The organism is Mucilaginibacter paludis DSM 18603 (genome assembly GCF_000166195.2).
GTDB classification, from domain to species: Bacteria; Bacteroidota; Bacteroidia; order Sphingobacteriales; family Sphingobacteriaceae; genus Mucilaginibacter; species Mucilaginibacter paludis.
Genome location: NZ_CM001403.1, coordinates 5541821 through 5554374 on the forward strand (window position 1 = coordinate 5541821; position 12554 = coordinate 5554374).

General features: G+C 43.8%; 7 protein-coding genes. 3 read left to right on the top strand and 4 right to left on the bottom strand.

Annotation, left to right across the window (positions count from 1 at the left end):
* Positions 1-293 precede the first annotated feature (293 nt).
* Entirely contained in the window at positions 294-1340 is a 1047-nt protein-coding gene (locus MUCPA_RS23400) for an NAD(P)-dependent alcohol dehydrogenase (RefSeq protein WP_008509754.1), read from the top strand.
* 537 nt (positions 1341-1877) lie between these two features.
* Positions 1878-2411 carry a hypothetical protein gene (locus MUCPA_RS23405; RefSeq protein ID WP_008509755.1) on the top strand — a complete coding sequence of 178 codons (534 nt, stop codon included), beginning with the start codon at positions 1878-1880 and terminating at the stop codon, positions 2409-2411.
* A 34-nt stretch (positions 2412-2445) separates the two neighbouring features.
* Here MUCPA_RS23405 and MUCPA_RS23410 read toward each other — a convergent pair whose 3' ends face one another.
* Together MUCPA_RS23410 and MUCPA_RS23415 are read right to left on the bottom strand one after the other, a co-directional pair.
* The gene (locus MUCPA_RS23410; RefSeq protein ID WP_008509757.1) at positions 2446-3156 is read right to left on the bottom strand and encodes an SIP domain-containing protein; all 711 of its coding nucleotides are present in this window, start codon (positions 3154-3156) and stop codon (positions 2446-2448) included.
* Between the two features lie 75 nt (positions 3157-3231).
* Positions 3232-4086, bottom strand: a complete 855-nt coding sequence (locus MUCPA_RS23415; protein ID WP_008509759.1) for a helix-turn-helix domain-containing protein — start codon at positions 4084-4086, stop codon at positions 3232-3234.
* Positions 4087-4495: 409 nt separating this feature from the next.
* Here MUCPA_RS23415 and MUCPA_RS23420 point away from each other — a divergent pair, with 409 nt between their 5' ends.
* Complete coding sequence (locus MUCPA_RS23420; RefSeq protein ID WP_008509761.1) at positions 4496-8845, top strand: PAS domain S-box protein; 4350 nt, start codon at positions 4496-4498, stop codon at positions 8843-8845.
* Between the two features lie 159 nt (positions 8846-9004).
* Here the strand turns inward: MUCPA_RS23420 and MUCPA_RS23425 are convergent, their stop codons facing one another.
* Positions 9005-9370 (bottom strand): response regulator, encoded by a 366-nt coding sequence (locus MUCPA_RS23425; protein ID WP_008509763.1) that lies wholly within the window; start codon positions 9368-9370, stop codon positions 9005-9007.
* Between the two features lie 50 nt (positions 9371-9420).
* Entirely contained in the window at positions 9421-12033 is a 2613-nt protein-coding gene (locus MUCPA_RS23430) for a PAS domain S-box protein (RefSeq protein WP_008509764.1), read from the bottom strand.
* Positions 12034-12554: the final 521 nt, after the last annotated feature.

Below are 12554 nucleotides of genomic sequence, written 5' to 3' on the forward strand. Positions count from 1 at the left end.
TTCCCTTAACCACCATGGGCTACAGGGAAACTGATTGTAAATAACTCAAAACAGCGCAGGCAAATTCGCCATGTATAAACAAGCAGAAGCCTGGCAGCCCGCATTCTAAAGATGATGCAGGCTTTTTTTTGCCTGGAATTATGTGGAAGATAACGTGAAAATTTCTGATAACCCGTAACCTACTAATTAAATAATTAGTGTAGCGCAATACCCTTGCCTTCCTTAAAATTGCATTTGAGAAACAAAACTCTAAGCGGTACTGTTCAACTTTGTAACAAATTTATAATTAGCCCATGACATCAGTAAAAGCTTATGCTGCACCGAGTGCAGAAGAACCCCTTGCTCCGTTAACCATCGACCGCCGCGAACCAGGTGCCGACGATGTAGAAATTAAAATTTTATATTGTGGTGTATGCCACTCAGATATCCACACCGCGCGTAACGAATGGGGCGGCACTGTTTACCCAGCTGTACCCGGCCACGAGATTGTGGGTAAAGTAACCCGTGTAGGGCAAAACGTAACCAAATTTAAAGAAGGCGACACCGTTGGCGTGGGCTGTTTTGTTGATTCGTGCATGCATTGCGCTAACTGCGAAGACGATTTGGAACAATATTGTCTTAACGGCCATACCCAAACCTACAACTCCTTAACACAGGATAAAAAATCAATTACGTTGGGCGGGTACGCCAGCCATATCGTAGTTACCCAACATTTTGTGTTATCCGTTTCGGATAAATTACCATTAGAAAAGGTTGCGCCTTTGTTGTGCGCTGGCATTACCACCTACTCGCCTTTACGCCACTGGGGTGTTAAGGCCGGTGATAAAGTGGCCGTTGTTGGCTTAGGCGGTTTAGGGCATATGGCCGTTAAACTGGCAGCTTCCATGGGTGCCGAAGTAACCATGCTGAGCCGCTCAAAAAGCAAAGAAAAAGATGCCGCCGAACTTGGCGCGCACCACTTTAAATTAACAACCGACAAGGATACCATGAACGAGTTGGCAAGCACTTTCAATTTTATTATTGATACCGTATCGGCACAGCATGATTATAACGAATACCTTGCCCTGCTAAAAACCGATGGTGTAATGGTATTGCTGGGTGCCCCGCCACAGCCTACACCAGTTGGCGCTTTCCCTTTTATTTTGGGCCGCCGCAGCTTGGTAGGTTCATTGGTAGGGGGGATAAAAGAAACCCAGGAAATGCTTGATTATTGCGCCGAGCATAACATCACATCAGATGTGGAAGTGATTAACATCAACCAGATCAACGAAGCCTATGAGCGTACCCTTGCCGGGGATGTGCATTACCGCTTTGTAATTGATATGGCCACATTGGATTGATTGATTGATTGATTGATTGAATTTTGTTAATTCTGATTGATTATCAATTAAAAAAAAAGAATACTTATATCATCTCCCGCAAGCGGGAGATGATATAAGTTAAAAGCTCAAAATCAATTCAGTACTTGATTTGATTAAAAATCCCTATCCAGGTTGCTACTAATTCATCCCGATTTAGGGATGCCTCCATATCGCAAGCCGGTTGTGTAACATCAAGCATAGCACCTCACTATTGTCGTTTCAACTATAAAATGTCGGTTATCGTTTAGTCAAAGTCATTCCTACTTAACCAGGGATTTCGAGTTTTTGACTCAAGACTCCGGACTAAGTACTCTTGACTTAACAATGGTTTTCGGCTCAAAGCCCAATATTTTCCCATAGCGCAAGCCTGTTTTTTAGCATGGTTTGATGTGACCGTACTCATATTTTCCCCCGCCGGGGTACTCTATATTTGGCCTCGAAGTTTAGCGGTTGCCGGGCAATTCAGTTGGGTTAAGGTTAAGCTTTGGTAAAAATAATATATATCATCCTTATCACATGACTATCTCCTTAACCTTTATCAAATTCACCCGTAGTTGCCTGTTATCTTTAACCTTTATTTTTTTATTCAACGCCGTTTACAGCCAGCAGGCAGCATCCGTATATCCGCGCATTATAGGCTACTTTAGCATCTATCATCCTATCGAAACCTTGAGCAGCGGTAATTTTACCGGCAATTTTGGCAACACTTACACGGTATCGTTTCCGTTGGGTATCCAAATCTTAAAAAGCGACCATGTTGGCGTTAGCCTTGAAATAGCGCCAACCGTGCGTACAGAAAATAATATTTCTAAGGTAAGCTCACTTTCATTTTGTCCGGGAGCCTTTTTACGGCTTCCGCATAACGCCAACGTAGTGGCCCGTTTAGCTTTTGAGAGCACCGGCCGGTTTGGCTTTACGCCATCGGTTAACAAAGTGCTTGTAAAGGGTAAGGATTGCAGCCTGTTTGGTTCCATACCCTTCCCTGTTCGTTTTGGTAATAACCAGGCTACATCTATAGGGGGTGGCCTGCAATTAGGTGTTCTTTTTTAATTGGCGATACTTGCCGGTAAGAACCCTTCCGTTATTACCAGAAGCCTTTTACCTGGATTTGTGATGAGCTATAGCCCTGTTGTTTTAGCAATTTACGAAGATTGGCTACCATATGATGTTTACCTGTGAGGCAAAAAACAGTATGTTGTATACAGTAGCCCTGTGCAAGTACCCAATTAAAAAGCGTTTGGCAGGCATCGGCCTCCTGCCTTAACAGGCCGTGTAGTGGCGAGCGAAAGTATTCTGAAAACAAAACCGGATGTTGAGCATCTGACATGAGTACGGCGCCGGTAAAGCGGGTTACGGGTAGTGTTAATTGTTGCAGGGCCAGCAAATGGCCTATGCTGGTTTCGTCGCCCAGGCCAACCACAAGCGAGGTATGATCGGGCTTTTGGCGTGTGGTATCAATTTTAAGGTAATAAACCGAATCGTTTTTTGTTAACGATCTGGCCCACGTTGTACCCGGTCCGTTATGTGCGGTATTGATAAACAGGGTACAGGTACAGGTTTCCGCATCCCACCCCGCCGGTGTATAATCACGAAAGGTAAGGTTATCCACGCGGAACTTAATATAGGGTACCTCGTTCCATAAAGTCATATCGACTGCTGGTAAATGCAAGTCAATCTCAATGATATGGTCGGGCTGCCAGGCCCGCACATCAAGTACCCTGCCGGTTTTTAAAAACTGGGGTTCGATAAAGTTGCCTGCACGTTTTTTTATTTGTTGTATGATGGATGTTTCCATGTAGCTTCTATTATTAATACAAAGAAACATGCGTTTATGTGATTTTTAAATAGCATATTCAGGGTAATGATAGCACTATTTGCGGTATTGTTCTCTGAATTGCAAAGCGGTTACACCGACGGTTTTACGAAAAAAGCGCGAAAAGTAGGAGTGATCGGCGTACCCCAACTGGTGGGCAATCTGTTTTACGTTAAGTTGGCTGTAATACAGCAGGCGCTTGGCCTCCATCATAATTTCCTGTTGTATCCAGTAGCTCACAGGCAACCCGGTTATTTTTTTGAGCGACTCGTTGAGATACGATTCCGATACGTTGAGGCTGGCGGCGTATGCCGACGGACTTTTATTGCTGCGCAGTTGCGCTACCAATAACTTTTTAAAATTACGAGATAACTCTGCCGGGCGCGACACGTTACCGCCAGCAGCAATATTATCGTTAAAGCAGCCCGCGGCCATCAGTATAAAGGACTGTAGCAGGGCATGAATTACCGGGATATGAAAGGGATCGGCAGCATCTTCGTCACATTTTTCATGCAGCAGCAATAGCAGGTTTTGGAATTGCCTTAATTGCGCATCGTCCAATAGGTGTGGTTGCTGCAACAGTAGTCCGCTTTCAAATATGTTGCGGCAGGCGGGCGGGATCAACGAGGTATCAACTGCAATAAACCAGCCAGCAGCTACCTCATTACGTATACGGTGATGCACCTGTGCGGGTAGCACATAGTAAAGCACACCCTGATGCAGATTAACTTGCTCAAAATCGATCATCATCGATGCTGAGCCTTTTTCGAGCAGGAAAAAAATGTAATGGTCATCCCGGTGGGCACCCAGCTCATCGGCTTTATCTTCGGGCAGGTCGCCGATCCGAAAATGCTTCAGCTGAAGCCCGGAACTGGTTCTGTCGCTTAACTGATGAAGAGGGATATCTTTCATGCTGCATTTTGCGGTAAATGTAGGGAGTTTGGCGGGATTTGGAAACAGGGCACCAACACCAATAGAACAAAAATAAATGAATTTAAAGTAAGGAATGGGCGGGTTCCCTTTTGAGAGGATGGCATGGGCTAAATGCTAAAAGGTGCTTCTATCAAACATGCCACCCATCAAACTAATCTCGTACTTAATCATAATTTTTAATAGCCTATTCAAAAAACAATCAGCTTTTAAAATTTATAAAAATTGATAAGAAACCGTTATTAATTAAATAGCCAACATATAGTATTATACTTGTTAGATGCCTCATCTAAAGGGAGAAATTTAGACGGGGTTGATATTTAACATAAAAAAAGCTTATCATTAAACAAGTATAGTTAATATATTCGTATTTACAATTATATCCACCCCAGTGAAAAAAAACCCGGTTCCGCAAAATGAAATAAGTAGACTTAACGCATTAAAGAATTACGCAATACTCGATTCTTTAAGCGAAGAGGAGTTTGACAGAATCACTGAACTGGCTTCATTAATTTGCGATACGCCTATAGCTTTAATTTCATTGATAGACGAAAACCGGCAGTGGTTTAAGTCGAAAGTTGGATTGAGTGTTGATCAAACCCCGCGCGAGCTTGCTTTTTGCCAATACGCCATCATGAACGATCATATTTTTGAAGTTGAGGATGCCAGGTTGGATGAGCGGTTTAAAGAAAATGCCCTGGTTACAGGCGACCCGAATATTCGTTTTTATGCCGGCCAGCCTTTGGTTGATCCCGATGGTTATGTGCTGGGTACTTTATGCGTTATTAGTCCGGAACCTAAACTATTAATTTCCAAACAAAAACGCGGTTTGCACTTACTGGCAATTGAGGTAATGTCGCTTATTGTAGAACGGCGGCAAAAGGCAGAACTGCGAAATTTCGAGAGTTTGTTTAAACTATCGAACGATATGATATGCGTGGCGGGTACCGATGGCTTTTTCAAGAAAGTTAATCCTGCTTTTAAAAACGTGTTGGGCTGGGATACTGAGGTTTTGCTCGAATCATCGCTTTATGATTTCGTCCACCCGGATGACCTGAAAAAAACCAGGCAAGAGGTGCAAAGGCTGGCAATGGGAAAGCAAACCACTAACTTTACCCATAGGTTTAGAACTCAAAACAAGCAATATAAAATTTTACAATGGGTAGCCAGCCCCGATCCGACGACAGGTAGCTTGTTTGCCATAGCCCGCGATATTACGAACGAACGAGCGCGCGAGATGGCGCTCATTTTGAGCGAGGAAAGAGCCACCGCTTTTTTTGAAAACTCGCAAGGCTTTATGTGTACCCATGATCTGCAGGGCCGGTTTTTATCGGTAAACAGTGCAGGGGCTACTATATTAGGCTACACTAAAGACGAAATATTGCAACGCAGTTTATTTGATATCATACCGGCATCACGCCATTTGTTAATCAACGATTACCTGGCCGAAATTGCTGCTAAGGGAAGCTCCAAGGGGCAGATGATTACCAGGAGCAAAAATGGCGGTGGTAATATATGGATGTATAATAACAAATTACAAAATGCTTCAGACGGTAACAGTTATGTTATAGGCAACGCCATTGATATTACCGAAAGGCACCGCCTGGAAGATGACTTAAGAAGGACCAAGGAGGCTCTTGAACAAACCAATAGCGTTGCGCGCGTGGGAGGCTGGGAGTTAGATATCGAAAAACAAAACATCAGTTGGACGGCTATCACTAAAGAAATTCATGGCGTTAGTGCCGATTATCAACCTCGGCTTGATAACGCTATTCGGTTTTATAAAGAAGGTAAATCCAGAGAGAGGATTACTGAGGTTATCAACCTGGCCATATCAAATGGTACCCCCTGGGATCTTGAACTCCAGATTGTTAATACGCAGGGGCGCGAAATTTGGGTTAGGGCCATTGGCAATGCCGAATTTGAAAACGGGATGTGTAAAAGGATTTACGGAACTTTTCAGGATATTGATGAGACAAAAAAAACAGCTATAGCGGTAAATACTTCCAGGAAGTTATTTAAGGATTTATTGTACGCAGCCTCCGAAGTGAGCATTATTGCTACGGATGTTAATGGCTTAATTACGGTATTTAACAAAGGTGCCGAAAAGTTAACGGGTTACGCCGCCGACGAGATGGTAGGGAAGCAAACGCCTGCCATTATACATTCGCCTGCCGAGGTTAACAAGCGGGGGGAAGAACTAACTGCCCACTATGGCGTAAGTGTAGAAGGATTTGGCGTTTTTGTGAAGGTTGCGCAAATTACAGGATCTGAGCACCATGAATGGACTTATATTAAAAAAGATGGTACCTCAAGAATTGTATCTTTAGTAGTAACCCCCATCCGTGATATCGACAATCAAATTAACGGTTATTTGGGTATAGCTACCGATATTACCGAAAGAAGAATTATTGAGCAGAAGCTGATTGCCGAGCGAGCCAGGTTATCGGCCTTTGTGAAGAATGCCCCTGCGGCCGTGGCCATGCTGGATAACGAGATGAGGTATATTGCAGTAAGTAATCGCTGGCTCGAAGATTATCAATTGACGGGTACCGATGTTATCGGCCGGTCGCACTATGATTTATTTGGCAGTGTGAGCGTCAACAGGCGGAGTATGCATCAATGGGTTTTAGCTGGCAACATTGAGCGAAAGGAAGAAGATACCTTAATTCTGCCTAATATTAACGAGGTACAATATATTACCTGGGAAATGAGGCCCTGGTATCAGTACGACGGAAAAATTGGCGGTATGATGATGTTTACGCAAAATATTACCTCAATGATTAAGCAGCGCGAAGAGTTAAAAAATGCCAAACTTCATGCCGAGCAGGCCAATATTGCCAAGTCAGAATTTTTAGCCAATATGAGCCACGAGATTCGGACGCCACTCAATGGAGTAATCGGCTTTACCGATCTGGTATTAAAAACCAAGTTGAACGAAACCCAGCAGCAGTACTTATCAATAGTTAACCAATCGGCCAATGCCTTGCTGAGCATTATTAATGATATACTCGATTTTTCTAAAATAGAAGCCGGCAAACTTGAACTTGATGCCGAAAGGTGCGACCTGTACGAAATGAGTTGCCAGGCTACTGATATTATTACCTACCAGGTACAAACCAAGGGCCTTGAAATGTTGCTCAACATATCGCCCGATTTACCGCGGTTTATTTACGCTGACACGGTTAGGCTTAAGCAAATTTTGGTGAATCTTTTGGGTAATGCCTCTAAATTTACAGATCAGGGCGAAATAGAGTTAAAGATAGAGGTGTTATCAACCACTGGCGACAATACTTCAATGAGGTTTGGAGTAAGGGATACAGGTATAGGCATTAAGCCGGAGAAGCAAGCCAAAATATTTGAGGCATTTTCTCAGGAAGATGGCTCAACCACTAAAAAATATGGGGGTACAGGCCTTGGGCTCACCATTTCGAACAAATTATTAGGTTTAATGGGTAGTAAGCTACAATTGGAAAGTGTACCCGGAAAAGGAAGTTTGTTTTATTTTGACGTTACCTTTAAATCTGAGCAGGGCGAAGCCATTGATTGGGAAAATATCGACCTGATAAAAAATGTTTTGGTAGTGGATGATAATGACAATAACCGCACCATACTATCGCAAATGTTGTTGTTGAAAAATATACAAACCACCGAGGCTGCCAACGGTTTTGGGGCTCTGCAATTGTTAGCCAACGGGGAGCGGTACGATGTGATTTTGATGGATTACCATATGCCCTTTATGGACGGAATGGAAACCGTTAAAAAGATAAGGGAGAGTTTTTATCCCACTGCAGAAGAGCAACCTATTATTTTACTGCACAGCTCATCAGACGACGGGTTGATGATTAAGCTTTGCGATGAGTTGCAGGTGAGCCAGCGAATTGTAAAGCCTACTAAAATGCAGGATATTTACAACGCGCTATCACGCCTGAACAAAAAGGATACCGAATTGAAGGACAAGAGCCTTAATTTAGCTGAAGCCGAAAGTACCCGTTTTACAGTGTTGGTTGCCGAGGATAATACTGTAAATATGTTGCTGGCCCGAACCATCATCAAAAAGTTTGCACCAAATGCTGTTATAGCAGAGGCTTTAAATGGCGTGCAGGCATTAAAGTATTGCGAGCAAACCCTGCCCGATTTAATTTTAATGGATGTGCAAATGCCCGAAATGAACGGTTACGAAGCGACAAGAGCGATAAGGGCGCTGGAAACCCGGGGCCATACGCCAATTATTGCCTTGACGGCAGGTAATGTTAAGGGCGAAAAAGAAAAATGCCTGTCCGCCGGGATGGACGACTTTGTAGTAAAGCCCATTGTGGAAGAAAGCCTGATAGCCATATTTAATAAGTGGCTTGATCTAAACCATGATCAAAACAATATGGCTGCAATGGGAGGAGATAAGGCCTTATCTCCGCATTTTAATATCAATAAGCTGAAAAGTTACCTCGGAGACGATGAAGATGTTTTAAAAGAAGCGCTGAACATGGTTAAAACCGAACTGCTTTCATCCATAAAGACTTTAGAAAATTGTATTGACGGTAAGGACTTAACGGGGATTAAAGAGGCTGGGCACAAGCTCTACGGCACAGCGGCATCTTCGGGTATGTCTTTGCTCTCAAAAATAGCAAATGAATTTGAACAGATGGAGATTTTGATTGAGCCTGAAGCTGATGCCCTGCTAAAAAGGGCTCAGCGCGAAATTGAACTTATTTTGAAATTAATGGATGAAAGCACAAACTGATAACAAACCCGGCATGGTGGCTGGATAGCAGTCCGTGTCTTTTGTATATGCTTTGATGGGCTGTTATTTAAGCGCCATAAATTTAGTTAACCGGCGGTTTAGAGCGCATCAAAAAACAACCCGCCTTTTTATTGCAATTTTATAGGTGTCAAAATACAATTAACCAATTAAGGTGGCAATCTTATTAATCAGTGCATCCATTTCGAAGGGTTTCTCCAGAAAGTCATTTGCGCCAGAATCAAAAGCCGATTGCTTCACATCCCTGCTGGCAGAGATCATCAGCACCGGTATGTTTTGGGTATCAGGATTAGCTTTCATCTGCCTGCAAATATCGCGCCCATCCACACCCGACATCCAGATATCTAACAATACCAGGTCAGGTTTATTTTGCATCGCTTTTGATATTTTTGAACCATCAAGCGTTTGGCTTACCTGGTAGCCCATTACTTCCAGTAGCAATGCAGTGGAATCAACAATGGCCTCATCATCATCGGCAATTAATATTTTCTTTAAAGTATTCGGCATAACAACTAATTACTGCTCAATTATCGGACCACAAATTTTATTTTCGATAGTTAAACGGTTGATTGTTTGATTGGGAGCGAAAAGCAAAACGTTGAACCCTTATTTTCTACCGATGTAACCCAGATCCGACCGCCCAGGCGCTTAATAATTTCCGAAGAAATATACAGGCCCAGTCCCAACCCAGGGAAAGTATATTCGCGGGTGCCGCTCACGCGGTAAAATTGCTCAAAAACCCTGTCTTTTTTATCCAGGCTGATGCCGATGCCAAAGTCCTGTACGCAAAGTTTGGCTTCGGTTTCGTGTTCTTCGGTATAAATAATAATCTCGTTGGCTTGTGGCGAATACTTAATAGCATTAGTGAGCAGGTTGGTAACCACTTGCGAAATGCGGTCACGGTCGCCGGTTAGCTCCTTTTTAAAAGCCAATGCCTTTTTAATCAGGTGTCTGCTGGTGGTGCGCTGCACATCCTCAATCACCTCTTCTACCATTTCGTTAAAATCAAAGGTTTCATAGTTAAACTGCAGGCGGCCGGTGTTTATCTTGGTTACGTCCAGTAAATCGGCCACAAGGCTGTTCAATCTGTTTAGTTGGCGGTCCATTTTGCCCACCAATTCGGCATTTTTACTATCGCCCGAGCGAGTGAAAAGGGTTTGCATTACCTGCGCATAGGCTTTAATACTGGTAATGGGTGTTTTTAACTCGTGGCTGGCAATACCTAAAAAGTTATCCTTTTGCTGTTGCAGTTCTTTTTGTTCGGTAATATCCGTATTGGTACCGTACCATTTAACAATTTTTCCGTCGTCATTTTTAAGGGGCAGGGCCCTCACCAGCCACCACCGGTACTGATCTTTTTTATCTCTTATCCTAAACTCGATCTGGTAAGGTGTGCCGGTTTGCAATGAATGGTTCCAGGCATTGCGGGCAGCTTGTTCATCGTCCGGATGGAGGGCATGGTGCCAGCCTTCGCCCAATGAATTTTCAATCGATGTGGCTCCGTGTTCATACCAACGTTTGTTAATGTAGTCCAGGTGCCCATCGGGCTTACTGGTCCAAACAACAGATGGTACCGAGTCGGCTAAAAACTCCAGCTCTTTAACCGCGTTTTGTAGTATGGTGTTTTTATCATCCAGCTTTCGCCTAAACTCCAGTTCCGGACGTAAATCCCGGGCAATACCTGCAAAGGCCACCGGGATATTAGTAAATTCGTCGCGAATAATAAACAGCTGTTTATAGATTGGGATAACCTCGCCTGTTTGTTGATGAACCAGCTCAAGCGAGCCCGACCACCTCCCTTCTGATAACAACTGAGGCATAATCTCTTTGCGAATCAGTCGGCTTGAATTTTGGGAGTGATAAGCAAACATATTGCTTCCGGCAACTTCCTGCTCTCCAAAACCAATAAGTGTTAAACCCGCAGCATTCATGTATAGCGTTTTGCCTTCCAGATCGCAATAGTTGCAAAAATCCTCACTAATGTCAACAATTGTGGCCAGTCGTTTTAACTCCGTTTTGGCCTTAATTTCGGGTCTCAGGTCGCGGGCTATTGCCCCCCGGCCAATTACCTCGCCGCTTTCCGGGTCATGTATCAGCATATAGCTTACCTCGCATGGAATTTCTTCCCTGGTGATCTTGTTGGTAAGTGTAATATTGCCCCGCCAACCATCTTTTTCAGTAATTTGCCTGATGATCTGATTTTGAACCCGGTCAAGTTCCTCGGCGGAGTAAAAATCCTTGGCTGCCAAACGGGTGATGTCCTCGGTGTCGGTAACGCCAATCAGGCGTTTGGCGGCATTGTTCATATAGATCAGGTTACCCTCCATGTCCGCAATCGTCATGTGGCTGGCATTATCTTCAACAAGAGTTAGCAATTGCCTTTCACGCTGGCTTGTGCGCACTTCTGCAGTAATGTCGCGGGCAATGCCTGCAAAGCGATAGGCCGTTCCATTATTAAAGTAAGCCTTACCTTTGCAATGTACCCAACGCAGCGCCCCATCCAGTTTAGCCACGGTGCGGTATCTAATATCATACGCGCTTCCGGAGGCCGGGTTAAGTGCTTTGTTTATAGCCTGCCTAACCATATGCTTGTCGGCCGGGTGTATACAGCTTAGCGCCTCTTCGTAAGTAGTTACTTCCGCGCCCAAAATGCCGAACAGCTCGCGGCAACGCTCATCCCACCGCACGGTATCGTTAACGACATCCAGATCCCAGGTTCCAATATCTGCCGATGACAGGGATAGCGTGAGCCATTCTTCGGTTTCGGCAAGTTTGTGCCGGGCCTCAACCTGTTTGGTAATATCAACCGCTGTATGAAAAATATAGGCTGTTTGTCCGTCAGATCCGGGTATGGCTTTATAGGTAAAATCGAAATAAAATGGAATCATTTTACCATTATGCAACAAGTCCGCCTTTGATTCCTTGGTTTGGTAAGTTTCGCCGCTTTGATAAACATGCTTCAGTAAATCAAAAAACGGCTGCTGCTCCAGTTCTGGAAGTGCCTCGGCAATGGGCATGCCAATAACCGAGTTATCTTTATCCCACAGATCCAGCATGGGCTGGTTGGCCATACTGATAATAATGTCCGTACCGGTGTAAATAGCCGTTGGAATGGGTGAAGCTTCCACAAGAGCTTTAAGCTGCTCCTGTGCCGCAAAAGGTGTTACCATTACTGAAATTTTTTGCTAATATATAAAAAAGTGAAGTGCGGTTGTTTGCTTACCCCTTTTCAACGCTGGGCACTTACTGCCAGAAATAAATAGTGATGGCCGATGCCGCTTTATGCTTTTCCTCATCATGGTAAGTTTACTACGGTATTATTAGGGAAACTCAAATTGGTGGTTGATGGCTGGTTTGTTTTGATCCGCATGCCAGCTTTCGCCTGGTTCTAAACGCGTTATTGGGTAGTATATCCAGTTGGGTAAGGCGGCATTTAATTATTGATTTGGGGGCTTGTACTTGATAGCGCGTATGGGCCCGAAACATTTAGCCTTATTCACTACCTTAATACGATGTGCGGGCGAGGGGATTTTCCCCATTTAATTAAATTAAATCAATAAAATATTGGCTGATTGATGCGCGGGTTAGCTTATTAACTACAATACGATGTGTATTTATCCGCTATGTTAAAAATAAATTAAATATTTTTCCAAAAAAGCGAGTGTTTTATTTTGTGAGTTAATTTACTGAG

Coding starts and splice junctions, on each gene's coding strand:
- MUCPA_RS23415 (WP_008509759.1), bottom strand. CDS start 4,086: ATGAAAGATATCCCTCTTCATCAGTTAAGCGACAGAACCAGTTCCGGG.
- MUCPA_RS23425 (WP_008509763.1), bottom strand. CDS start 9,370: ATGCCGAATACTTTAAAGAAAATATTAATTGCCGATGATGATGAGGCC.
- MUCPA_RS23410 (WP_008509757.1), bottom strand. CDS start 3,156: ATGGAAACATCCATCATACAACAAATAAAAAAACGTGCAGGCAACTTT.
- MUCPA_RS23400 (WP_008509754.1), top strand. CDS start 294: ATGACATCAGTAAAAGCTTATGCTGCACCGAGTGCAGAAGAACCCCTT.
- MUCPA_RS23430 (WP_008509764.1), bottom strand. CDS start 12,033: ATGGTAACACCTTTTGCGGCACAGGAGCAGCTTAAAGCTCTTGTGGAA.
- MUCPA_RS23405 (WP_008509755.1), top strand. CDS start 1,878: ATGACTATCTCCTTAACCTTTATCAAATTCACCCGTAGTTGCCTGTTA.